Origin of the sequence: Thalassospira sp. (assembly GCF_040218635.1) — a bacterium.
Taxonomy (GTDB): domain Bacteria; phylum Pseudomonadota; class Alphaproteobacteria; order Rhodospirillales; family Thalassospiraceae; genus Thalassospira.
In genome coordinates this window covers 141,518-166,546 of the sequence record NZ_JAVJRB010000010.1, presented here as the reverse complement: position 1 = coordinate 166,546, position 25,029 = coordinate 141,518, and the positions used below count along the sequence as shown (strand labels likewise).

General features: G+C 53.6%; 21 protein-coding genes. 13 read left to right on the top strand and 8 right to left on the bottom strand.

Annotated features, from left to right (window positions below):
- Positions 1–423: a VOC family protein gene (locus RIC05_RS11235; RefSeq protein ID WP_350046351.1), complete on the bottom strand. Its 423-nt coding sequence runs from the start codon at positions 421–423 to the stop codon at positions 1–3.
- A gap of 502 nt (positions 424–925) precedes the next feature.
- Here RIC05_RS11235 and RIC05_RS11230 point away from each other — a divergent pair.
- The 7 genes from RIC05_RS11230 (at position 926) to fdhD (ending at position 10,038) form a co-directional block, all read left to right on the top strand.
- Positions 926–2,662 (top strand): OFA family MFS transporter, encoded by a 1,737-nt coding sequence (locus tag RIC05_RS11230; protein ID WP_350043117.1) that lies wholly within the window; start codon positions 926–928, stop codon positions 2,660–2,662.
- A gap of 310 nt (positions 2,663–2,972) precedes the next feature.
- Positions 2,973–3,866: a LysR family transcriptional regulator gene (locus RIC05_RS11225; RefSeq protein WP_350043116.1), complete on the top strand. Its 894-nt coding sequence runs from the start codon at positions 2,973–2,975 to the stop codon at positions 3,864–3,866.
- 135 nt (positions 3,867–4,001) lie between these two features.
- A complete protein-coding gene (locus RIC05_RS11220; RefSeq protein WP_350046350.1) occupies positions 4,002–4,475 on the top strand; it encodes a formate dehydrogenase subunit gamma in 474 nt (157 codons plus the stop codon).
- A complete protein-coding gene (locus RIC05_RS11215; RefSeq protein ID WP_350046349.1) occupies positions 4,472–6,028 on the top strand; it encodes a formate dehydrogenase beta subunit in 1,557 nt (518 codons plus the stop codon). Before RIC05_RS11220 ends, RIC05_RS11215 begins: the two co-directional genes overlap by 4 nt.
- Positions 6,029–6,033: 5 nt before the next feature.
- Positions 6,034–8,913: a formate dehydrogenase subunit alpha gene (gene fdhF / locus RIC05_RS11210; RefSeq protein WP_350046348.1), complete on the top strand. Its 2,880-nt coding sequence runs from the start codon at positions 6,034–6,036 to the stop codon at positions 8,911–8,913.
- Positions 8,914–9,007: 94 nt separating this feature from the next.
- On the top strand, positions 9,008–9,232 hold the full coding sequence (locus tag RIC05_RS11205; RefSeq protein WP_350046347.1) for a formate dehydrogenase subunit delta: 225 nt from the start codon (positions 9,008–9,010) through the stop codon (positions 9,230–9,232).
- Positions 9,229–10,038 (top strand): formate dehydrogenase accessory sulfurtransferase FdhD, encoded by an 810-nt coding sequence (gene fdhD / locus RIC05_RS11200; RefSeq protein WP_350046346.1) that lies wholly within the window; start codon positions 9,229–9,231, stop codon positions 10,036–10,038. The genes RIC05_RS11205 and fdhD overlap by 4 nt, the downstream gene beginning before the upstream one ends.
- A gap of 35 nt (positions 10,039–10,073) precedes the next feature.
- Here fdhD and RIC05_RS11195 read toward each other — a convergent pair whose 3' ends face one another.
- The 4 genes from RIC05_RS11195 to RIC05_RS11180 all read right to left on the bottom strand — a co-directional run bounded on the left by RIC05_RS11195 (position 10,074) and on the right by RIC05_RS11180 (position 14,493).
- On the bottom strand, positions 10,074–11,114 hold the full coding sequence (locus RIC05_RS11195; protein ID WP_350046345.1) for a LacI family DNA-binding transcriptional regulator: 1,041 nt from the start codon (positions 11,112–11,114) through the stop codon (positions 10,074–10,076).
- A gap of 192 nt (positions 11,115–11,306) precedes the next feature.
- Positions 11,307–12,809 carry a tripartite tricarboxylate transporter permease gene (locus tag RIC05_RS11190; protein WP_350046344.1) on the bottom strand — a complete coding sequence of 501 codons (1,503 nt, stop codon included), beginning with the start codon at positions 12,807–12,809 and terminating at the stop codon, positions 11,307–11,309.
- Positions 12,810–12,859: 50 nt separating this feature from the next.
- A complete protein-coding gene (locus RIC05_RS11185) occupies positions 12,860–13,285 on the bottom strand; it encodes a tripartite tricarboxylate transporter TctB family protein (protein ID WP_350046343.1) in 426 nt (141 codons plus the stop codon).
- Positions 13,286–13,446: 161 nt separating this feature from the next.
- A complete protein-coding gene (locus RIC05_RS11180) occupies positions 13,447–14,493 on the bottom strand; it encodes a type 2 periplasmic-binding domain-containing protein (RefSeq protein WP_350046342.1) in 1,047 nt (348 codons plus the stop codon).
- Positions 14,494–14,843: 350 nt separating this feature from the next.
- Here RIC05_RS11180 and araD point away from each other — a divergent pair, with 350 nt between their 5' ends.
- The 6 genes from araD to RIC05_RS11150 all read left to right on the top strand — a co-directional run bounded on the left by araD (position 14,844) and on the right by RIC05_RS11150 (position 22,313).
- Positions 14,844–16,589 (top strand): L-arabinonate dehydratase, encoded by a 1,746-nt coding sequence (gene araD, locus RIC05_RS11175; RefSeq protein ID WP_350046341.1) that lies wholly within the window; start codon positions 14,844–14,846, stop codon positions 16,587–16,589.
- Positions 16,590–16,666: 77 nt separating this feature from the next.
- The gene (locus tag RIC05_RS11170) at positions 16,667–17,578 is read left to right on the top strand and encodes a dihydrodipicolinate synthase family protein (RefSeq protein WP_350046340.1); all 912 of its coding nucleotides are present in this window, start codon (positions 16,667–16,669) and stop codon (positions 17,576–17,578) included.
- Between the two features lie 28 nt (positions 17,579–17,606).
- Entirely contained in the window at positions 17,607–19,121 is a 1,515-nt protein-coding gene (locus tag RIC05_RS11165) for an aldehyde dehydrogenase (NADP(+)) (RefSeq protein ID WP_350047253.1), read from the top strand.
- Between the two features lie 389 nt (positions 19,122–19,510).
- Entirely contained in the window at positions 19,511–20,047 is a 537-nt protein-coding gene (locus RIC05_RS11160) for a PAS domain-containing protein (RefSeq protein WP_350047254.1), read from the top strand.
- A gap of 4 nt (positions 20,048–20,051) precedes the next feature.
- Entirely contained in the window at positions 20,052–21,200 is a 1,149-nt protein-coding gene (locus tag RIC05_RS11155) for a methyl-accepting chemotaxis protein (RefSeq protein WP_350047255.1), read from the top strand.
- A gap of 174 nt (positions 21,201–21,374) precedes the next feature.
- The gene (locus tag RIC05_RS11150) at positions 21,375–22,313 is read left to right on the top strand and encodes a 2-hydroxyacid dehydrogenase (protein ID WP_350047256.1); all 939 of its coding nucleotides are present in this window, start codon (positions 21,375–21,377) and stop codon (positions 22,311–22,313) included.
- 20 nt (positions 22,314–22,333) lie between these two features.
- Here the strand turns inward: RIC05_RS11150 and modC are convergent, their stop codons facing one another.
- The 3 genes from modC to modA are packed head-to-tail and all read right to left on the bottom strand — an operon-like array spanning position 22,334 to position 24,962.
- Complete coding sequence (gene modC / locus RIC05_RS11145) at positions 22,334–23,464, bottom strand: molybdenum ABC transporter ATP-binding protein (RefSeq protein ID WP_350047257.1); 1,131 nt, start codon at positions 23,462–23,464, stop codon at positions 22,334–22,336.
- Positions 23,461–24,153: a molybdate ABC transporter permease subunit gene (gene modB / locus RIC05_RS11140; RefSeq protein WP_350047258.1), complete on the bottom strand. Its 693-nt coding sequence runs from the start codon at positions 24,151–24,153 to the stop codon at positions 23,461–23,463. The genes modC and modB overlap by 4 nt, the downstream gene beginning before the upstream one ends.
- A complete protein-coding gene (modA, locus tag RIC05_RS11135; RefSeq protein WP_350047259.1) occupies positions 24,150–24,962 on the bottom strand; it encodes a molybdate ABC transporter substrate-binding protein in 813 nt (270 codons plus the stop codon). Before modA ends, modB begins: the two co-directional genes overlap by 4 nt.
- Positions 24,963–25,029 lie beyond the last annotated feature (67 nt).

Sequence of the window (25,029 nt, the reverse complement as noted above, 5' to 3'; positions counted from 1 at the left end):
CTAAAGCCCGAAAGTCACATGACCCTTGTCGTCAATGGCCCATGCCGGGTTCCATGCAATTTCCCATGCATGACCATCGGGGTCGGCAATGTATCCTCTTAACCCGCCATATGGCGGCGCATCGGCAGGGCGAAGCACCTTGCCGCCATGATCAATCAACCGCGCCATAAGCGGTTTGACATCATCGATCTTGGGCACATTATGCGCCAATGAACTGGCCGAGGAAGCCGTTGGCGCGGGGCGTTTCATGTCGGTAAGAAGGGCATCTTCAAGCCAGGTGCCCAGAACAAGCCCGTTCATTTGATAGAAAATGATTTCGGCATTCTCAAAGATCGGGACCCAGCCAAACCCGTTTGCATAGAAATTGCGCGAACGGCAAAGGTCTTTGATACCAAGTGTGATGATGGAAATCTGTTGTTGCATGGCCATTACTTTCTTTTGACGTGCGCGGGATTGCACACGTTGTGAAAGTCTTGGGCCGTTACAATGCAACGGAAGGACCCGCTTTGCGGGGACCGGGCTAACCGCACCGAACCTAACCTGTTTCAGACAGGCGAATTTATACCAAAGCAGATCTGCTTTGGCAAAAGCCAAACCAAAATCCAGCGCAGTTTTCACAGCGAAAGCTTGGCGTACTTGCCCGCATTGCATCCTCGTTTTTCATTGAAAATGCTGCGATTGCGAGTGGACATTTTGTCCAAGCGGTGAATTTTGGCGCGACAAAGGTTGGACATTTTGTCCATGCGCGTGCGCTGCACTATCAGGATTTTACATCTTAAAATGACAGAAAATCAGGCAAGTAACTGAATGGCATAGAGATTGCGATGTTGAGAGTTCCGGATTTAACCGCGTTTGCCCTGCACCATCTCCGCATTTGGTGCGGAAGGGGGGCAAGAAAATCATAATACCGGGAGGAAACAACGTCATGTTTGATAAGCTAAAGAAAGAGCACATCGTCGCGGGCGACGATTTCAATCGCTGGAAAGTGCCGCCAGCATCCATTGCCATCCATCTTTGTATCGGTTCTGTCTATGCCTGGAGTATCTTCAACCCGCCACTGATCAAGGAATTCGGCGTCGTTGCCGCAAGTTCGGGTGACTGGGGACTTCAGTCTGTTGTCTGGATCTTTTCTGTAGCCATTGTCTTTCTTGGTCTTGCTGCTGCTTTTGGCGGCAAATGGCTTGAAGAAGTCGGCCCACGTATGGTTGGTGTCGTCGCGGCATTTTGCTGGGGCGGTGGTTTCATTCTTGGCGGGTTAGGTATTGCCGGTCATCAGTTGTGGCTGGTGTATCTCGGCTATGGCGTTCTTGGCGGGTGCGGACTTGGCCTTGGCTATGTCTCACCGGTTTCAACCCTGATTCGCTGGTTCCCGGATCGGCGCGGCATGGCAACCGGCATGGCCATTATGGGCTTTGGCGGTGGTGCAATGATCGCAACCCCGATCAAGGAAGCCTTGCTTGGGGCATTCTACAAAGTGCCCGATTATCTTGGTCCGGAAAGTGCCGTTAACCTTGTGACCGAAGGTGGCAAGCGGATGGCAGAAGTCGGCGGCCAGATGGTCGAAGTCGTGATTGCCGGTGCCGCACAAGTCGCCGCCGCCCCGGTTCCGATTGAAGAAGGTGTTTATATTGCAGGTACGGGCAATACCGGTGCTGCATCGACCTTCTTTACCCTTGGCGTTGCCTATTTCATCGTCATGATCATTGCGTCATTCTCCTACCGTGTACCGCGCGAAGGATGGCTGCCCAAAGGCTGGACCCCGCCGACGGCAGACACGGCGTCCAAACGCATGATCACGCATAAAAACGTTCACATCGACCAGGCGCTTAAAACCCCGCAATTCTATCTGCTGTGGATTGTCTTGTGCTTTAACGTGACGGCGGGCATCGGGGTGATTGGCGTTGCCAAGACCATGATGTTTGAAATCTTTGGCTCGACCTTGCCGTTGGTGGTGAACTCTGCGTTTGCGGCGACCTATGTGTTTATGATTTCGGTCTTTAACATGTGTGGCCGGTTCTTCTGGGCGTCGATGTCCGATTATATCGGGCGCAAGAATACCTATTACTGCTTCTTCATTCTGGGTATTGCGCTTTATCTGTCTATTCCGTTCTCTGCCGAACAGGTCAGCATCAACCCGGCTGTCACCTATCTGGTGATGTTCTATGCCGCGACCATGATCATCTTCACGATGTATGGCGGTGGTTTTGCAACGATCCCGGCCTATCTTGCCGATATCTTTGGCACCAAATATGTCGGTGGTATTCATGGGCGTCTTCTCACAGCCTGGAGTACCGCAGGTGTGCTTGGTCCGTTGGCCATTACCCAGCTGCGTCAAACCTCGGTCGTGAGTTCGATCAAGGATTTGGCCTCCAAGGTCGATCCGGCAGCCTTCCAGGCGAAGTTCGGTGCCGGCGTTGAACAGCTTGACCAACTGGTTGCAGCCAAAACCGTCACCATCGGGCGGTTGATGGAAATTGCACCGGCGGGGACGGTTGATCCGACCTCAAGCCTGTATAACACCACCATGTATGCGATGGCGGCTCTGTTGGCGATTGCTTTGGTCGCGAACAAACTGATCCGTCCAATCGACGAAAAACACTACATGGAAACCAAGGAAAGTGGTGCAACAGCATCCGGGCGCGAAGCAACGTCCGAAGCCTGACCTGACTTCGGGCGTCGATCACCGCACCCGTGATCGACGCCCGATTGGCTGACGAAGTCTGTCCGTCAGCCAAGCAGGGACATGATGGCACAGTCATGTCTCGGGTCCGGGCTTCGTTCATCCGGTTTGGACCCACGTTCTGTTGCAGGAATAACCTTTTGGCGTGTAAGGGCAATCGGTTATCCTGCAACTAGAACACCTGCCCCAAAATGGTGTTTGACCGAAAACAGGCGGTCCCGAAACAGACCGCGACCATTGCCAGAGCAAAGCATCTTAAAGCGGATGCCACATACGCCATGCTGGATAGAAAATGATCGATAAGCTTGAAATGTTTATGGTGCTTGCGCGACAGCAGCATTTTGGCCATGCCGCCGAAGAATGCGGCGTGACGCAGCCAACGCTGTCAAGCGCCTTGCGCCAGCTTGAAGACCATCTTGGTGTGGTTCTGGTTCGGCGTGGATCACGCTATCAAGGATTAACCCCCGAAGGCGAACGTGTTCTGGAATGGGCGCGCCACATTGTTGGCAGTACCCGGTCCATGCGCGATGAAATGCGTGCCATGCGGTTCGGCCTGACCGGACAAGTCCAGATTGCCGTCATTCCCACAGCCCTTTCAATGGTGCAGGAATTGACGACACCGTTTCGCGAAAAACATCCTGATGTAACCTTTGCGATTTTGTCCCGCACGTCGAGTGAAATTCAGGCGCTGCTGGATGATCTGCAAATTGATGTCGGGATTACCTATCTTGATAACGAACCGCTTGGGCGGGTGACATCGATCCCGCTTTATTACGAACGCTATCATCTGGTGACGTCAAACTTCGCCGATATTGGCGACCGCGAAAGCATCACCTGGCGCGAAGCGGCAGAATTCCCGTTATGCCTGCTGACCCCGGATATGCAAAACCGACGGATCATTAATCAGCATTTGAAAGAAGCCGGGGCACGGATCAGTCCCACGCTTGAAAGTGATTCAATGATTGCCCTGTTTACCCATGTTCATACAGGAAACTGGGCCAGCATCATGCCGGTTAAAATGATCAAGGAATTCAGCATGCATGACCGGGTCAAATCAATCCCGATCATTGAACCCGATGCAGCCCATCTGGTCGGCATGATTGCCGCCAAACGTGAACCGGCAACCCCGGTTGTCTCGGCCTTGCTCAAAGAGGCAAAGCTTTTGTCTGAACTGGAAAAGGCGTGATAGCGGCTTGATAGGTTTACGCTATCGCGTAACGGGACGGCTTTATTGAACAGGCGATCTATATCGCTGACACTGCTTGGAAGAACGTAAGAAGAATAAAAAAAATCCATAGACTGCTTAGTGAGAGAGGCTGGCATGTCAAATCAGATCGAGGAACACAGCGTCCGGGTTGCGGATATTTGCGACCAGATGTCCGGGCTGGAAGGCCCGTTATTACCAATCTTGCACGAAGTGCAGGAGGAATTTGGCCATATCCCCGATGGGGCAATCCAAACCATTTCAAAGAAGCTGAACCTCAGCCGGGCCGAAGTCCACGGGGTTGCCAGTTTCTATCATGACTTCCGCGAAGAAAAAGCAGGCAAGCATGTCATCAAAATCTGCCGGGCCGAAGCCTGTCAGGCAATGGGGGCAGATCAGCTTGGTGAACAGGTGCGCCGCCACTTGAAAGTGGACTGGTCGCAAACCACCACTGACTGCAAAGTCACACTGGAGCCGGTCTTTTGCCTTGGCCTGTGTGCCTGCGCACCAGCCGCCATGGTCGATGGCAAACTTGTCGGTCGGGTCAGCACAGATCGCATGAACCGTATCCTTGATGAGGTGCGGTCATGAGCATCAAGGTCTATGTCCCGCTTGATTCCGGTTCTGTTGCATTGGGGGCCGATGACGTCGCGACCGCAATTGCCAAAAAGGCCGCAACGCATGGTGCCGATATCAAAGTCGTGCGCAACGGATCGTTTGGCATGTATTGGCTTGAACCGATGGTCGAGGTCGAAACACCCGATGGTCGTGTCGCCTATGGCCCGGTTTCCGTTGAAGATATCGATGGTCTGTTCGCATCTGATTTCCTAAACGGTGGAGAACATGCGCTTTCCCTTGGCAAGACACAGGATATTCCGTTCCTGAAAAACCAGTCGCGCCTGACCTTCCAGCGCTGCGGGGTAATCGATCCGCTATCACTGGAAGATTACCGGGCCCATGACGGCCTGACCGGACTGGAAAACGCGCTTAAGATGACGGATGCCGAAATCGTCAAATCCGTGACCGATAGCGGCCTGCGCGGGCGTGGCGGGGCGGGTTTCCCCACGGGGATTAAATGGAACACGGTGCGCGAAGCACCGGGCGATCAGAAATACATTGTCTGTAACGCCGATGAAGGCGATAGCGGCACCTTTGCTGATCGCATGATCATGGAAGGCGAGCCGTTTGTTCTGATAGAAGGCATGATCATTGCCGGTTTGGCGACCGGTGCGAACAAGGGATATGTCTATACCCGCTCGGAATATCCCGTCGCCATCCGCATCATGACCGAGGCAATTGAAGTCGCCCGTGCTGCCGGGCTTTTGGGCGAAAACGTCCTTGGATCCGGCAAGGTGTTTGACATGGAAGTCCGCGTGGGTGCCGGGGCCTATGTTTGCGGCGAAGAAACATCGCTTTTAAACAGCATGGAAGGCAAACGCGGTGTTGTCCGTGCCAAGCCACCATTGCCCGCCCTTGAAGGGTTCCTTGGTCGTCCGACCGTTGTTAACAACGTTATCTCGTTGTGTTCAGTGCCGGTTATTCTTGAAAAGGGCCCCGAATTTTACCGCGATTTCGGCATGGGCCGATCCCGTGGCACCATCCCGATCCAGATTGCAGGCAATGTAAAACATGGCGGCCTTTACGAGATCGGCTTTGGTCTGACGCTGGGCGAAATCGTTGATCACATTGGCGGTGGCACAGCAACCGGACGCCCGGTAAAGGCGGTTCAGGTTGGCGGTCCGTTGGGGGCGTATTTTCCACGGGAACTGTTTGATACGCCGTTCGATTACGAAGAATTCACCAAGCAAAATGGCCTGATTGGTCATGCGGGTGTGGTCGTGTTTGATGACACGGTCGATATGATGAAACAGGCCCGTTTCGCCATGGAATTCTGTGCGATTGAATCCTGTGGTAAATGCACACCGTGCCGCATCGGATCGATCCGGGGCACCGAAGTTGTCGATAAGCTTGAACGCGGTGAAGACCCGGAATTGCAGATCGAATTGCTGACTGATCTTTGTGAAACCATGAAGTTCGGATCGCTGTGCGCATTGGGGGGCTTTACGCCTTATCCCGTCATGAGCGCCCTTACCCATTTCCCTGATGATTTCAAGCCACGTGCGCTTGACATAGCTGCGGAGTGAGAACGATGTCCTTGATCAAAGAAGTCGACTACGGAACCCCCGCCGCCCAATCGGATAAAACCGTCACGCTCAAGATTGATGGCAAAGACGTAACCGTGCCGGAAGGCACATCGGTGATGCGCGCCTCGATGGAGGCGGGCATCAAGGTGCCAAAACTGTGCGCGACCGATATGGTCGATGCGTTCGGGTCATGCCGCCTGTGTCTGGTAGAGGTCGAAGGCCGCAACGGCACACCGGCATCCTGCACCACCCCTGCTGCTGACGGCATGGTTGTGCATACCCAGACCGATCGTCTGAAGAAAATCCGCAAAGGCGTGATGGAACTTTATATTTCCGATCATCCGCTTGATTGCCTGACCTGTGCGGCCAATGGCGATTGCGAACTGGAAGACATGGCAGGGGCCGTTGGCCTGCGCGATGTGCGCTACGGCTATGACGGTGGCAACCATGTCAAGGTCCGCCAGAACGGCGAAGAAAATCCGCGCTATATGGCAAAGGATGAGACCAACCCCTATTTCACCTATGACCCGTCAAAATGCATTGTCTGTTCGCGCTGTGTGCGGGCCTGCGAAGAAGTGCAGGGCACCTTTGCCTTGACCATCGAAGGCCGCGGCTTTGAAAGCCGCGTGTCACCGGGCATGCACGAAGATTTCCTTGATTCCGAATGCGTGTCTTGCGGGGCCTGTGTACAGGCCTGCCCGACGGGCACGTTGCAGGAAAAATCCGTGATCGAAATCGGACAGCCGGAACATTCGGTTGTCACCACCTGTGCCTATTGCGGGGTCGGGTGTTCGTTCAAGGCGGAAATGCGCGGCGAAGAACTGGTGCGCATGGTGCCCTATAAGGATGGTAAGGCCAACCGCGGGCATTCCTGTGTCAAAGGGCGCTTTGCCTATGGCTATGCCAGCCACAAGGACCGCATCCTTAATCCCATGATCCGCGAAAGTGTTGATGATCCCTGGCAGGAAGTCAGTTGGGAAGAAGCCCTTCGCTATACCGCCGATAAGTTCAAAGGCATTCAGGCGAAATACGGCAAGGGGGCTTTGGGCGGGATCACGTCATCGCGCTGCACGAACGAGGAAACCTTCCTTGTTCAAAAACTGATCCGTGCCGGGTTTGGCAATAACAATGTTGATACCTGTGCGCGTGTTTGCCATTCGCCAACCGGTTATGGCCTTAAAACCACGTTCGGGACTTCTGCCGGGACGCAGGATTTTGATTCTGTTGAACATACCGATGTTGTGATCCTGATCGGGGCCAACCCGACCGACGGGCACCCTGTTTTTGCATCGCGTTTGAAAAAACGCCTGCGCGAGGGGGCAAAACTGATCGTGATTGATCCACGCCGGATTGATCTTGTCCGATCCCCCCATATCGAAGCCGTGGCACATCTTCCGCTGCGTCCGGGAACCAACGTTGCTGTTTTGACGTCATTGGCCCATGTCATCGTGACCGAAGGCCTGTTTGACGAGGCGTTCGTGCGTGAACGCTGTGACTGGGATGAATTCCAGGATTGGGCAACATTCGTTTCTGACCCAAAACACAGCCCCGAAGCCATCAACCTGATCACGGGTGTTGACCCGGAAATCATGCGCACAGCGGCCCGCGAATTTGCCATGGGCGGTAATGGTGCGATTTATTACGGGCTGGGTGTGACCGAACATAGCCAAGGTTCAACCACCGTAATGGCGATTGCCAATCTGGCCATGGCGACCGGCAATATCGGGCGTCCGGGTGTGGGTGTTAACCCGCTGCGCGGTCAGAACAATGTGCAGGGGGCCTGTGATATGGGCTCCTTCCCGCATGAATTACCGGGATATCGTCATATTCAAGATACGGCGACCCGCGATATCTTTGAAGATATCTGGGGTGTCAAACTTGATGACGAACCGGGGCTTCGTATTCCCAATATGCTTGATGCGGCTGTCGAAGGCACGTTCAAGGGCATCTATATTCAGGGCGAAGACATTCTTCAATCTGATCCGGATACCAAACATGTCGCCGCCGGTCTTGCCGCGATGGAATGTGTTGTCGTGCATGACCTGTTTTTGAACGAAACGGCAAACTACGCCCATGTGTTCCTGCCCGGATCGACCTTCCTTGAAAAGGACGGGACATTTACCAATGCCGAACGCCGCATTAACCGCGTGCGTAAGGTCATGACGCCCCTTAACGGCTTTGCCGATTGGGAAGTCACCCAGAACCTTGCGCGGGCGATGGGACTTGATTGGAATTACACCCATCCGTCACAGGTGATGGCTGAAATTGCCGCCACCACACCGGGCTTTGCCAATGTCACCTATGATCTGTTGGACCGCGACGGTTCGGTCCAGTGGCCATGTAATGACAAGGCACCCAAGGGAACGCCGGTCATGCATATGGATGGCTTTGTTCGCGGTAAGGGCAAGTTTGTTGTCACGGAATATGTCGCAACCGATGAACGTACCGGACCGCGCTTCCCGCTTCTTCTGACAACGGGACGTATCCTGAGCCAGTATAACGTTGGTGCCCAGACGCGCCGTACCGAAAACACCACATGGCATCAGGAAGACCTTCTGGAAATCCATCCCCATGATGCCGAACAACGTGGGGTTCGCGATGGTGACTGGATCCGTCTGGTTTCCCGATCTGGCGAAACATCCCTTCGCGCCACCATAACAGATCGCGTTGCACCGGGGGTTGTTTACACAACCTTCCACCATCCGGGCACACAGGCCAACGTGATCACCACCGACTTCACCGACTGGGCGACCAATTGCCCGGAATATAAGGTGACAGCCGTTCAGGTCTCGTCAAGTAACGGGCCAAGCGACTGGCAGGTGGAATATGATCGTCAGGCCGAACATTCGCGCCGGATCAAACCGCGTGTGGATGCCGCCGAATAGGATATACTGCCGGGCACTGTGCTATGATCGTTATCGTACAGCGCCCGGCAATCCTGTCCTGTACAGAAAAGTTTACAGTCAAAGAGTAAAGTTCATGGCACCTGACAAGCTTGTCTATATGGCCAATCAGATCGCGACCTTTTTCAAATCCAAACCCCACGCAGAAGGGGTTGCCGGTGTTGCAGGCCATATCAATGATTTTTGGGAACCCCGCATGCGCAAACAGTTGTTTGGCCTGATTGCTGATCAGTATGACGGGATTGACCCGCTGGTTCTTGAAGCAGCCCCTTCGATCCGCAAGGTCAAAGAAACCGCATGAATTCCAAATCATCAGACAATTATATTGTTGATGGTCGGGACCTTGATCTGGCCCGTGCTGTTGCGCATTCAGACGGAAATGACGATGCGCCAATGGCCTTGCAGGCCGAAGTCCCCGCTGCCCTGACCTTTAACGGGCGATCCCATGCGGTGATGATGGTTTCCCCGCATGATCTCGAAGATTTCATGAGCGGATTTGCCCTGTCCGAAGGCATTGCCGATGATATATCCCAGATCACATTGCGCGATGTGCGCAAAACCCTTCAGGGCTATGTGATTGAGGCCGATTTGCATGAAGACGCATTTGATCGACTGGATGCGCGCCAACGCACGTTAGAAGGTCGATCTGGCTGCGGTCTGTGCGGGGTTCAGTCGCTTGACGCGGTTGCGATGGATAAAATCGGCACGGTCACACCGGGCAATATGCCACAGGATATTGTCCTGCAGGCCATTGATGCGTTACCCGATCATCAAACGCGCAACCGTGAAGGCGGGGGGCTTTTACATGCCAGTGCGTTTGTCGATGTTAGCGGTAACATCAAACTGACCCGCGAAGATATCGGCCGCCACAATGCCCTTGATAAAGTGCTGGGGGCTGTTGCCCGTCAGGGGATTGATACTGCCGGTGGGTTTATTCTGATGACCAGTCGCTGTTCATATGAAATCGTCACCAAAACCGTTCAATGCGGTGTCGGGGGGCTTGTGACCTTGTCCGGGCCAACATTGACGGCTGTGAACCTTGCGCGCCAAGCAGGGCTGACATTGATTTGTCGGGAAAGACGCGGGCTATTTCGCCGCTTTGCGTAACAGTCGACTTTTCGGGACGGTACCCAAAAAACGTCTTAGGTCGAATCCCGCGCAATAATTTCAAATCCGATATCAATTGATTTGGTTGGCAGGGGCTTATTTTCAATTCGTGCTACCAATGCCTCTGCCGCCTGTTTGCCAAGATAGGGGCGGTTGACTTCAACCGTGCTTAGGGCCGGGAGGGTAAAGGGTGAAAAGTTCTGATTGCCAAAGCCGATCACGGCAATGTCTTGCGGAATACGAAGACCGCGCACCTGTGCTTCGATCAGGACACCATGGGCCAAAAGATCCGAGCTGCACATTATGATGCCGTTCTTGAAACCCTTTTCCAATCCGGATGACAGGCCATTGCGCCCGCGTTCAATTGTTGCCCCGGCTTCATAAAGAACTTCGATGGGGGCATTACCGGTTAATTGCCCGAACTGGGCGGCAAATGAGTCCTTGCGGCGAAGGGCGCGTTCATCCCCCGCCGAGACAATCAACGCCTTGTCATATCCGCGTTCAACCGCATGGCGGGCCACGGCTTCACCGGCCTTGATATGCGAAAACCCGATACAGACATCAAGCGGACTTTCCGTCAGGTCCCAGACTTCCACCACCGGAATGCCCGCACCAAGCAACATGCGTTTACAGCCCGCTGAATGATGGATGCCGGTGAGAAGAACACCATCGGGGCGGCGGCTGAGCATGGTGGCGACAACGGCCTGTTCTTCTTCCTGGGAAAAACCGGTTTCAGCCATCAGAACGTGATAGCCGGACCCGCGAATAACATCGATAAAGTTTTGCATCAGGTCGCCATAGATCACGTTGGTAATCGATGGCACCAGGGCAGCAATCAGTTTGCTGCGTTTGGAGGCCAATGCACCGGCGACCATGTTGGGCACATATCCGGTCAGCTCAATCGCATCCTGAATACGTTGCATGGTTTTGGCGGAAACTTTTTTGGGATCACTCAGCGCCCGTGAAACTGTGACTTGCGATACACCTGCAATCCGACCGACTGTCTCCATCGTGACAGTGCCGCCTTTGATCTCGGTTGCAATGATCGGATCACTGTTTTTCGGTGTGGCTGACAAGTGTTTTTGTCTCTTGATCTATTGGCCGTGCACGTTGAAATGCAGGGCGATTGTGAAGTCCATAACCGGCTGAAACAACCTGTTTTTGGACATTACATCAGCGATAAAAGGCGGGCAAGAAGCGTGGTCTGGGTGATGACCGTGTTACAGCACAGGGAGGGAACTGTCGCTTCTTGCCCAGGTGTATTTCATTTAGTTGTCTGATCCATTTTCCATGCGGTGTTTCTTACGCGCGACCGAGATCGAAAAGGCAATCGACAGCGCAATCAGGACCCATAGCAATCCGGCGATCCAGCTTTTGGTAAAGAAGATCGAAAGTGTGCCAAATGATTCCAGACTTTTGACGAAATAGATTTCGGCAGACGGGCCAAGGATGAAGCCGATGATAAAGGGCGCGATTTCAAGGCCAACCTTATGGGCGAAATAGCCAAACAGCCCAAAGATCAGAAGCGTCCAGACATCAAACATCACGCCGTAATTGATCGTATAGGCCCCGACAACGCACATCATCAGAATGATCGGGAACAGGATGTTTTTCGGAACCGTGACCACCTTGGCCAGATGACGGATGGCAAAGACCATGACAAGGAACATCACGATATTTGCCACCAGCATGGCAATGATCATGGCATTCCACGTCACCGGATTGTTGCCGATGAAAAGCGGGCCAACCTGAATACCCTGCAGGGTAAAGGCACCGATCAGAATGGCGGTGGTTGAATCACCGGGAATACCAAGCGACAATAACGGGACCAAGGCACCACCGGTCAGGCCATTATTGGCACTTTCCGATGCAATCACACCTTCTGGTGCGCCCTTGCCGAATTTCTCCGGGTTCTTGGAAAAGTTCTTTTCCTGACTATAGGCCAGAATGGACGCGGCACTGCCGCCAACGCCGGGAAGAATGCCGACAAAGGTGCCAATGGCCGATGACCGAAACAGATTGACGATCTGACCTTTGAACACTGAAATCTTGAACGGCTTGCCGCCGATCTTAACACCCGAAAGTCCCTGACCTTCTTTCATGCCTTGTTCGGCTTCTATCAGGATGGTTGCCAACCCAAACAGGCCGATCAGAACCGGCAGTAGGGAAAAGCCGCTTTCAAGATAATATTCAAGGAATTCCGGGACGAGGCGCAATTCGCCATTGCCGCCGCGCGAAATGTCATAGGCGCCGATCAGACTGATGAAAATGCCCAAAAAACCGCTGAAAATCCCAACCAGAAGGCTGCTTGAAAGGGCAGCCATCACAGTCAGGGCAAAGAAGATGATCAGGAATTTTTCGATATAGGAAAACTTGATCGCAAAATCGGCCAGTGCCGGGGCAAACAGGTAAAGTGCAGCAAGGCTGATCAAACCACCGACAAGCGAGGATGTGATGCCGATCTTAAGGGCACGTTCGCCTTCGCCCTTCTGGGTCATCGGATAGCCATCAAGGGTGGTCGTGATCGAGGATGGCGTGCCCGGAATGTTCAGCAAGATCGCCGGAACCAGACCGCCGGAAATGCCCCCGACATACAGGCCCAGCAAAAGAGCCAACCCGTTTTCAAGACCAAGCGAATAGGTCAGCGGCAAGCAGACAGCAACGGCCATGGTTGCCGTCATGCCGGGGATGGCACCGAAAATGATGCCGATCACGGTGCCGACAGCGACCAAGGCGAAGAACAGCGGTGTCAGAATGGATAGGAGTTCCATGATAAATCTCTTGGCTCAATCCGCGCCAGAACGGGGTCTGTATCGGACCCTTAAGGCAGCGAAATATTGAAAAGTTCGGACAGGATGTACCAGACGACACTTGGCGCGATGATCGCGTTTGCGGCTGCGATGGTAAGGGTTCGACTGCTTCGTTCATGCAAGAACAATGTGCTTAGCGCGAACAGATACGGGATCGAGCACAGGTAAAATCCAAGTCCTGTATTGGGGAAAATGTCCCCGACCGAGGGCATGGCCATAAAATAGATCACGGTAAGACCCAGCGTGCCAAAGAAACGCTTATGGTCGATGCCTGCGGGCCACCATGCGCCATTGGTCACTGTTGCCAGCATGGTGCGGCCACGGGTGATCAGAATGGAAATAAACAAAATCCCCAAAATTACGGCGATAATCGTGGGAAAAATCGTGTGTGACGTGCTGAAATCAATCGTCACATGAAAGGGGGAGTCAAACGACATGGGACGCCTCCGGACTGTGCCTGTTTTCCCCATGGTACTGATTTCCAGGCAATAGGGAAATCGGACAGGGGTATTTTTACGGGATTGGCGGTGGGTTCACATGCGTTCCACCAGATCAGGCAAAAGGGGCCCGGCATGGAAATGCCGGGCCAGCCAGTATTTTAGTTGGTTGCAATCGCGTCGATGACGTGACGGTATTCGTCGCGCTTTTCTTTCAGATACGCCGCTGCTTCAGCCTGTGGCTTGTAGTTCGGGATGAAGAACGATGCTTTCTGGGTTTTCTGGATTTCACCAGCGTCATAGATTTCTTTCAATGCGGTATCGATGGCCGCAATCTGTTCAGCATCCATGTCTTTGTTGAACAGCAAGAAGAATTCTTTGTCGAAGGTGAAGTCCTTGGAACCATCAAGGGTGACGCTGACATTCGGGGTGGTGAAGGCCAGAAGTTCGTCACGGGTGGTGTCGCCCATGCCTTCGGCATTTGCCTGTGCGATGGTTTCTTCGCGTGCGGTCAACCAGATAAAGCGCATTGCTTTTTGGTCATCGGCATCAAGCTGGGTGAACTGTTCGTTGGCCTGAACTGACCCGTTGATCACGTCGGCCTGACCATCAAACATCAGCTGGTTTTTATCAGCCTGCGAGCCGGTATTGACCGGAACGATATTGCCTTCCGAACCCGGATGTAGAACTTTGACAGCGTTTTTCAGTGCCGAGAAACCGATCTCGGAAACACCGCCTGCCTGAATGGCAACACGGACGCGCTGACCGGCAGCGGCTGCTGCGATCACGTCTTCCATGGACTGCATCGGCGAGTTTTTCGGAACAAGGTAAGCATTGCCCGGATTGATCGCGACGGTCGGGCCGACAACATAATTATCAAAGATGTCGTCATAGCCACGAACACCATACAGGTTCCCGAGATAGGACTGATCATGGAAAATCATGATCGTGGTGCCACGCGAATCGCGCTGCAAGGCCTTGAAAGCTTCGCTTGAACCAACCGCATCAACCTTTACATTGATGTCGAGTTTTTTGGCCAGTGCGTCGGCAACGATGGCGCTGTTCTGATAGGTGTCACCACCAGTTGATTTCGAACCGATTACAAGGCGAATGTTGCTGGGCAGATCAGCAGCAGAAGCCAGAACTGGCGATGCAACCATGGCAGCAAAACCTGCTGCTGCGGCGATGGATTTAAAAAGTGTGGTCATAAGATTCCTCCCGAATGACGCGTTCCTGATTGTGGGGGGTATCCCCGAGTTACCTGATGGTGTGGTTCCCATAAGGTGTTGGTGTTGCTTGTTCTTGTTGTTATTTAACTTGTAAATTTTCAAGCCGTATGTATGCGCATACATAATTTGATACATCTTGTTGTAATCCCTGTCAATCGCTGAATCTGTCGATTGTTTTGCGTGAATGTTTCTGCCGTTTTAGCCTGTAAGGATGCTTGACATCTTGTAAGTGTATGCGCATACATAGATCATCAATGAAAAGTACAGGCCAACCCTGATCGCATATAGAATGTTATGATCGGCAAAAGCCAAAAGACGGGAGGAACGCCATGTCCGACAAAATTAAAAAATCCGCAGAAGATCTTAGAAGTGCACGCTGGTTTGCGCCGGACGATCTGCGTTCATTTGGTCATCGATCACGCTTGATGCAGATGGGCCTTGATCCGGAAGACTGGACCGGGCGGCCGGTGATCGGCATCCTGAATACCTGGTCTGAGCTTAACCCGTGCCACGCCCATTTCCGCGAACGCGTTGGCGATGTGAAAAAGGGTGTCCATCAGTCTGGTGGTTTCCCGGTTGAGCTGCCGACCATTTCCGTTGATGAAAGTTTTACCAAGCCGACATCGATGCTGTATCGCAACCTGCTTGCGATGGAAGCCGAAGAAATGATCCGCTCGCACCCGCTTGATGGTGTGGTGCTGATGGGTGGGTGCGATAAAACCACGCCGGGTCTGGTGATGGGCGCATTGTCGGCCGGTGTGCCGATGATTTATCTGCCAGCCGGTCCGATGCTGCGCGGGAACTATGCCGGTAAAATTCTGGGATCCGGGTCGGATGCCTGGAAATACTGGGATGAACGCCGTGCTGGTAACATCAGTGACGAAGAATGGGTTGGTGTCGAAGGCGGCATTGCCCGGTCATATGGTCATTGCATGACCATGGGTACCGCATCAACCATGACCGCCATTGCCGAGGCGATGGGGCTGTGTCTTCCCGGTGCGTCGTCCATTCCGGCACCGGATGCCGGTCATATTCGGATGTCGACCCAATGTGGTCGCCGCATTGTCGATATGGTCTGGGAAGATTTGACCCCGGAAAAAATCGTCACCCCGGCATCAATCAAAAATTCTGCGATTGTTGCCATGGCAACCGGCTGTTCGACCAATGCGGTTGTTCACATGCTGGCCATGGCGCGCCGTGCGTCGATCAATCTGACACTTGATGATCTTGATGCACTTGGCCGGTCGACCCCGCTGATCGCCAATATTCGCCCGTCGGGCACGGGCGATTATCTGATGGAAGATTTCTATTACGCCGGTGGCTTGCGCGCCCTGATGGCCGAACTTGGCGACAAGCTTGATCGGTCGGTCATTACGGTGACGGGCAAGACGCTGGGCGAGACGCTTGAAGGTGCCGTGGTTTATAATGACGATGTCATTCGACCCTTGTCGAACCCGGTCTATCATGAAGGATCGCTTGCGGTTCTGCGCGGGAATTTGTGCCCGGACGGGGCGGTGATCAAACCGGCTGCCTGTGACGAGCGGTTCCGTAATCATCAGGGACCGGCCCTTGTCTTTGACAGCTATCCGGAAATGAAAAAGGCGATTGATGACGAGAACCTTGATGTCACGCCCGATCATGTTCTGGTTCTGCGCAATGCCGGGCCACTTGGCGGGCCGGGCTTCCCGGAATGGGGCATGTTGCCAATTCCCAAGGCCCTGATCAAACAGGGGCACCGCGACATGTTGCGCATTTCGGATGCGCGGATGTCCGGCACATCTTATGGCGCCTGTGTGCTTCACGTTGCGCCGGAATCCTATATCGGTGGGCCGCTGGCACTGTTGAAAACCGGCGATATCGTCAAGCTTGATCTTGATAACCGTCGTCTGGACATGCTGGTTGATGAAGACGAAATCGAACGTCGTCGTGCTGCCTGGCAAAAACCGGAACCACGTTTCCAGCGTGGATATGGCTGGATGTTTGGCAAGCATGTGACACAGGCCAATGAAGGCTGTGACTTTGACTTCCTGTCGCCGGAATTTGGCGAAACGGCGGGCGAGCCGGACATCTATTAAGCAATAAGCAGACATAAATCAGGATGCGGGGGTGAATTGGCACCTCTGCGATCCGCATAATTCAGGGATATCGATCCATGGCACTTTCCAAAGCTGACCTGCGTGGCGTGCTGTCGGGAATCTCCGGCATTCTTGTCACACCTTATGACGATAATGGCGATCTGGCACCGGCAAAGCTAAAGCCGATCATTGACCGTGCGCTTGCCGCCGGGGTGCATTTCCCGGTGGTGAATGGCAATACCGGCGAGTTTTATGCCCTGACCACGGACGAAGCCATTACCATGGCAAAATCCGTTGCCGAGATGCTCGATGGTCGCGCACCTTTGTTGGCCGGGATTGGCCGTGGTGTGCACGATGCCTGTGCGCTGGCCAAGGCATCGGCAGAAGCCGGGGCTGAGGCATTGATGATCCATCAGCCGCCAGACCCGTTTGTCGCGCCGCGCGGTGTTGTCGATTATATCAAACGCATTGCCGATGCATCTGGCGGACTTCCGATGATGCTGTATCTGCGCAATGATACGATTGGCACCAAGGCAATTGGCGATCTGTGTGCGATTGAAGGTGTTGCTGGCGTAAAATGGGCAACGCCAAATGCGATGAAGCTTTCCGAAGCAATCAATGCATGTGATCCTGATATTGTCTGGGTTGGCGGTTTGGCGGAAACATGGGCACCGGCATTTTATGCGGTGGGTGCGCGTGGCTTTACATCCGGTTTGATCAATGTCTGGCCGGAACGCTCCATGGCCATTCATGCAGCGCTGGAAGGTGGCGACTATGCCAAGGCCCGTCAACTTATCCATGACATGGCAGCCTTCGAAGAAGTCCGTGCCGAAGAAATGAACGGCACGAACGTAACCGGTGTGAAGGCCGCTCTTAAATTGCTGGGTGATGATTGTGGTGCAACGCGCCCGCCATCAGCCTGGCCACTGACCGACACGCAGCACGAAAAGCTGGTCGGTTTCATGCGTCAGAATAATCTTGTGAAATAAGCGGCCCCGCCGCACCAAGGAGGCATCTATGACCTATACCCTTACCGGCAAACATCTGATCGCAGGCGACTGGGTCGCAGGTGAGACGACGTTCCAGTCCGAACCGGCACATGGCCCGGCCAATACATTCCCGGTCGGAACCCCGGCGCTTGTGGATCAGGCAGCCAAGGCTGCCGAAGACGCATTCTGGACGTTTGGCTATGCCACCCGGGAAGAACGCGCAAAGCTTCTCAACACCATTGCCGATGAAATCGATGCGCGCGGTGATGAAATCACCGAAATCGGCACACAGGAAACCGGCCTGCCCGAAGCCCGTCTTCAGGGCGAACGTGGCCGCACGGTTGGCCAGTTGCGCTTGTTCGCAAGCCACATCCTTGATGGCGCCTATCTTGATCGTCGCTATGACGAAGCATTGCCTGATCGTGCACCGTTGCCGCGCCCGGATCTGCGTTTGATGCAGCGCCCGATTGGCCCGGTTGCCGTATTCGGTGCTTCGAACTTCCCGCTGGCCTTTTCGGTTGCCGGTGGCGATACCGCAGCGGCCCTGGCCGCAGGCTGCCCGGTTGTGGTGAAGGGCCATTCCGCCCATCCCGGAACCGGTGAAATCGTCGCACAGGCAATTGATGTGGCAATTAAGAAATGCGGTGTTCATCCCGGCGTGTTCAGCCTTATTCAAGGTGGCAAGCGTGATGTCGGGCAAAGCCTTGTGCAGCATCCATTGATCAAGGCGGTCGGCTTTACCGGATCGCTTGGCGGTGGTCGTGCACTGTTTGATCTGTGTGCAGCACGCCCGGAACCAATTCCGTTCTTTGGCGAACTGGGTTCGGTTAATCCGATGTATATGCTGCCAGCTGCCGTTAAGGCACGCGGTGCTGCCCTTGGTACGGGGTGGGCCGGGTCGCTGACCATGGGTGCGGGGCAGTTCTGCACCAATCCGGGGATTGCGGTTGTGATTGACGGACCGAATGCAGATGCCTTTATCGCATCGGCCAAAGAAGGTTTGTCGGGCGTTGCTGCCCAGACCATGCTGACCGATGGCATGGCAGAAACCTATCGCGCTGGGGCCAAACGGATTGCCGGAACGTCTGGTGTGAAAGACGTTCTGACCACATCATGTGATCTGCGCAATGCAACACCTTATCTGTTTGAAACCACCGGTGAAAACTGGCTTGCAAACCATGAACTGGGTGAAGAGGTCTTTGGGCCGCTTGGTCTGGTCGTGCGGGTTAAGGATGTTGCGGAAATGCGCACCATTGCCAAATCGCTTGAAGGTCAGTTGACCTGCACGCTGCATCTTGATGCAGATGACGCGGCCGATGCCCGTTCATTGCTTCCGATCCTGGAACGCAAAGCAGGGCGTGTTCTGGCCAACGGTTTCCCGACCGGGGTGGAAGTTTCCGACACCATGGTACATGGCGGGCCGTATCCGGCATCAACCAACTTTGGCGCAACATCTGTTGGCACGATGTCGATCCGGCGTTTCCTGCGTCCGGTTTGCTATCAGAACATTCCGGCCGATGTGTTGCCGGCTGATATTGCCTGAGCAAGTTTAACGGATCATCCGGCTTTTGGCGAATGTGAGATCGATGAAAAACGGGTCGCTCCAATGATCAGGAGTGGCCCGTTTTGTTTGGCAATCCGTCAGGGTGTGATGAGACCTTTGTTGCCATGGGCATTTGTGGCTGAGCAATCAGGAAGGCAAAGACGGTCTTGTGCCTGATCACGGATGAGGTGGGAGCCGAATTGATGGTTTTTAGTAGATAGAAATGTCACCGTACAGGTTGAAATAGTATCTGACATCTCTACCTGTATATATATTTTCATCCGTTGATGTGCATCAACTATACAATTGGATGAATCTATATATTCCCAGTTACGAATTATAAAAATTCGAATTTGCTCGGGCTAGTTTAAGGCAGCAAGGGGACCATCATGACCGAAAGTCGTGCAACAGGGATGTCAGGTACAGAACTGTTTATGCAGCCAGATGAGATCATTGTGACCAAAACCGATCTCAGCGGAAAGATTACGTATGGAAACCGAACTTTCTTTAAGTTCGCGGGATATGCGGAAAAAGATTGCATCGGGGTACAGCACAACATCGTTCGGCATCCTGAAATGCCCCGCACAATTTTCAAAGCTGCGTGGGATTCGATCAAGGATGGACGCGAAATCTTTGCCTATGTGAATAACAAGTCAAAGAATGGTGATGCATACTGGGTGCTGGCGCATATGACGCCCAGTCGCGATAGTGCGGGCAAAATTGTCGGCTATCACAGTAACCGTCGCGCACCCGATCAACAGATCATCAAGCAAACAATCATCCCGCTTTACGATCACTTGCTCAAGATCGAAAAGGCATCGTCTTCGCCCAAGGACGGGTTGGCGAATGCCTATGCCGATTTGCAAAAGATGCTTGCCGCCAAAAAGCAGACTTTAAACGAATTCACCTTGTCTTTGGGAGGATAACGTCATGTTCGGTTCAGGCAATGCCGAGATCAAAAATGCGATCAAGATCATAAAGCGGGCCGCAGCTGGCGACTTTGAAGCGCGGATCACTAACATTCAAAGCAAAGGTGATATGGGTGAATTGCTTCATGCAATCAATGATCTGATTGATCGCAACGATGCCTATGTGCGGGAATCCGTCGCCTGTATGGAAAAGGTGCGCGATAACCGTTATTACCGCCGCATTATGGAAACCAGCATGCAAGGTACTTTCCTGACTGCCAGCAAAACAGTGAATGGCGCGCTGGGCATGATGCAAAACCGTACAGATGAATTCCGCCGGATCGCCGACATGTTCGAAGAAACGGTTGTTGGTATTGTGAATTCTGTTTCATCCGCGGCAACGACACTGACTGGTTCGTCGGAAAACTTGTCCACCATCGCAGCGGATGCGTCGGAAAAATCAATGTTGGTGGCCTCTGCTGCCGAACAGGCATCTGCCAATGTGCAGGCGGTTTCATCGGCATCTGAAGAATTGTCTGCATCCATACGGGAAATCAGCCAACAGGTTTCAAATGCTGCCATTGTCGCCAATGAAGCCGGTGAAACATCCGCCCATGTGACGTCACAGGTGCGTGATTTGACCGATGCGGCCAATCAAATCGCAACAGTTGTCGCATTGATCAATGACATCGCATCCCAGACCAATTTGCTGGCATTGAATGCAACGATTGAGGCCGCCCGTGCGGGTGAAGCCGGGAAGGGTTTTGCCGTTGTCGCAGGTGAGGTCAAAAATCTTGCCAGTCAGACGGCCAAGGCCACCAGCGAAATCAGCCAGTATGTGGATAATATCCAAGGGGCGACATCATCGACTGTTGAGGGGATTGATCGTATTTCGGCAATCATTTCCCAGGTGAATGATGCCAACACATCCGTTTCTGCGGCGGTCGAGGAACAGTCGGCTGCAACCAGTGAAATTTCACGCAATGTGCAAGAAGCATCAACTGGAACGGACGAGGTTTCGCGCAATATCGCCACTGTAACCACCGGGGCACAGGAAACCGGTTCTGCGGCGGCAGACCTGACAAAAGCCGCCCATGAACTATCGGCACAGTCCGAAACCCTGAAAAAGGAAATCGGAAGCTTCCTGACCGAAGTCCGCCGTGTGGTTTAGGCCCTGATCCTTGCTGTTTCGGCGCTCATCGCACCATTTTCAAGAAACACCCCGACATCTGCGAAAGCAGTGTCGGGGTGTTTTCTTCGGCATCTTGTAATTAATTTTATCAACTTGTTTTACAAGTCTGGCTTGGTTAATCTGACATCCCTTTGTCCCAAAGAAAGACGCCCCATGACCAGATCCGTTCTTGCAATTATTGATGTTCGTCCGGCGCATACAGCAATGATGGCGGAACGTTATGATTTACACCGACTTGATCAGATCGAAGATAAATCGGCGTTTTTCGATGAAATGGGCAACAAGATTACAGCTGTGGTGACATCCGCACGGTTTGGTCTGCCTGTTGAGGTGATGGATCGTTTGCCAAACCTTGAAGTCATTACAAGTTTCGGCGTTGGCTATGATCTGATTGATCTTGATGCCTGTCAGGCGCGCGGTATTCGTGTTTCCACCACCCCGGACGTTCTGACCGATGATGTTGCCGATACGGCGATTATGTTGATGCATGCAACATTGCGTCAATTGGTCCGCGGGGATGACTGGGCACGCAGTGGTAAATGGGTTGAAAATGGTCCGATGGCCATGACCCGGTCTGTGCGGGGCAAGAAGTTTGGCATTGTCGGATTAGGTCGGATCGGTCAGGAGATTGCATTGCGTGCCGCGCCAAGCGGGGTCGAGATTGGCTATTTCGGGCGCAGCCGCAAAGCGGTGGATTACACGTTTTTTGAAAACCTGACAGAACTTGCCGATTGGGCAGATATCCTGATGCTGTCCTGTCCGGGCGGAGATGCGACCAAGGGCATCATTGATGCACAGGTTCTATCCGCGCTGGGATCAAACGGGTTTTTGATCAATGTTGCACGCGGGTCTGTTGTTGATGAACCTGCATTGATCGCCGCCCTTCAGCGCAAGGTGATTGCAGGGGCTGGGTTTGACGTTTTTTACAATGAACCCAAAATCGATCCTGCTTTTGCAGGGTTGGACAATGTCATTTTGTATCCACATGCGGCCAGTGGCACAGTTGAAACCCGTGATGCCATGGGCCAGCTTGTTGTTGATAACCTTAATGCCTGGGATGATCGGGGTGAGTTGATCACGCCGATTGTCTAGGGAATTCAGGACCCTTTGTTTTACAGTTCTCGCCGTGGGCCGCTGACGGTGACGGATTTAATCACGGCATAAACCTTTTGATGAAGACCAAGTTTCAAGCGTGATCCCGACCAACGGGTGATGCGGGCATGGAGTGTTGGGCGTCCGCTTGTTTCGGCAAGGAAGGATGCGTCCGCGTCATGACCAAAGCACAGGCTGACATCAAGTGTGTCACCCTGTTCAGAGCTTATTTTCGCGATGGTCACCGGGATGATGTTATTCGCACTGATGTCGTTTGGCGGGGTGCGGGAAATCATGACATCACGGGCCCGGATATGCAGGCGGACATCTTTGTTCGCCCGGTGGCCAAGATAAGGCACGACAATACGTTGTCCTGCGCAGTCAAGGAAGCTGACTTCACCCTTGGGGTCGCGGCTGGCGATGCGGGCGGCCAAAACGGTTCCGGCGTCAAACTGCCCGGCCAGTGGCGGCAGGTCGCTTCGGCCCAGCATTTCAAAAACCGATCCGCTGGCAAGTGTCTTGCCGTTGTCAATCACCACCATGTTGTCAGCAAGGCGCGCAACTTCGTCAATCGAATGGGTGACATACAGGATGGGTAACTTTCTATGATCGCGCAGCCATTCAAAATACGGCAGGATTTCTTCCTTCCGTGCGTGATCAAGGGCCGAAAGCGGTTCATCAAGTAACAAAATATCCGGGTTGGCCAGAAGTGCACGGCCAAGGGCAACACGTTGTTTTTCACCGCCCGAAAGTTTGTTGGGACGACGATCGAGCAAGGGGGCCAGGCCCAGCATTTCTATGATGGCGTCTTGTTCGTCGCGCGCCAATTTGTGGCTATTGCGCCGGGCACCAAAATACAGGTTGTCGCGCACGGATTTGTGAGGGAACAGGCGCGCATCCTGAAACACATATCCAACGCGGCGCTTGCGGATGGGTAAATTGATGCGGCGGTTATGTTCAAAAATAACGTGATCTTTGATCTGAATATGCCCGCGCGTCGGGTTTTCCAGTCCGGCGATAATGTTGATCAGCGTCGTCTTCCCACTGCCCGATGGGCCAAACAGGGCGGTGATGCCCGGATCCTGAATATGGAATTCCGCATCAAGGGTGAATTTCTTGATCTTGTGGTGGATATTGACGCCGATACTCATGACGTGGCCCTCTTGCGGATGTGGCGCATGGCAATTTCAGACAGAAGCAATCCGGCAAAGGCCAGTCCGATGGACAAGGCCGCAAGACGGGCTGCCGCCAATTCACCACCGGGTGTCTGGATGGCGGTATAAATCGCAAGTGGCAGGGTGCGTGTTTCGCCCGGCACGTTTGATACGAATGTAATGATTGCGCCAAATTCGCCAAGGCTTGCGGCAAAGGCCGTGATCGCACCGGCGATAATACCCGGCAATGCAAATGGAAGGGTCAGCGAAAAGAACCGGTCAATCTTGCCTGCGCCCAATGTTTCTGCTGCTTGATACAGTCCGGGATTGACGGTTTCCAAACTTAGTCGGATGGCGCGGACCTGAAACGGGAAACTGACAATTGCCGATGCGACGGCAGCCCCGGTCCAGCTAAACACCAAGCGGATATCAAAGGTTTCATAAAGCCATGCGCCAAGGGGCGCACGGGTGCCAAAGCCGATCAAAAGCAAATAACCCATCACAACCGGTGGCAGGATCAGCGGCAGATGGACAATGGCATCCAGAATGAACCGACCGGGGAACCGACCAAGGGCAAGGGCCGTTGCGACAATGATGGCAAAGGGCAGGGCACATCCAACCGCAACACCCGAGATGCGCAGGCTTAGAAGAAGTGCGTCGATTTCTGCGGGTGTTAAACTGATCATTTCACGGATGTACCTGCCTGAGTGAATGCAATGGGCTCAAAGCCATAGTCGGTAAAAATATTTCCTGCGTCATCCCCCAAAAGCCACAACAGTAACTTCCCCGCTGCATGTGATTTCTGATCGCCAACAAGGGCAACAGGATAGGTAATGGCAGGATGGCTGTCTTTGGGGAACGTCCCAATAATCTTGACCGCTTTGGAAATTTTGGCGTCTGTTCGGTACACAATGCCAAGCGGGGCTTCCCCACGTTCAACAAGGGCCAAGGCCGCACGGACATTATCGGCACGTGCCAAACGCGGATCAACGACGTCCCATTGACCCATGGATGTGAGCGCCTGTTTGGCGTAAATCCCGGCAGGAACGTGATCGGGATCGCCAACGGCAATGCGATCACGCGCAGAGATCAGGCTGGTCAATTCCGTTGTCGCGGTGATTTCGAACGGTTCAATCGGACTGTCTGCCGGGGCAATAAGAACCAAACTGTTCGCCAACAGATTATGGCGACTGCCCAACCGGATCAGGTTTTGGTCTTCAAGCCAGGTCATCCATTTCTGATTGGCGGAAATATAGATGTCTGCAGGCGCGCCAGCCGCGATCTGTCGTGCAAGTGTCGAAGAACTGGCAAGAGACAGGCGCACATGATCGCCTGTTGCCTCTTCATAGGCGGCGGCGGCGGTCTGGATTGCATCGGTCAGACTGGCGGCGGCAAAAACGGTGATGTCTTTGGCAAAGGCCGGGTTGGTAAGGTTACCAAATGCTGTGAGCGCGATGACAGTATTCAAGGTGACTTTGCGCAGCAGACGGAGCATCCGGGTCTCTTACCTTTGATAAAACAATTAGATGAGGCAAATGTACTATACCCGAAAACAGGCCCAA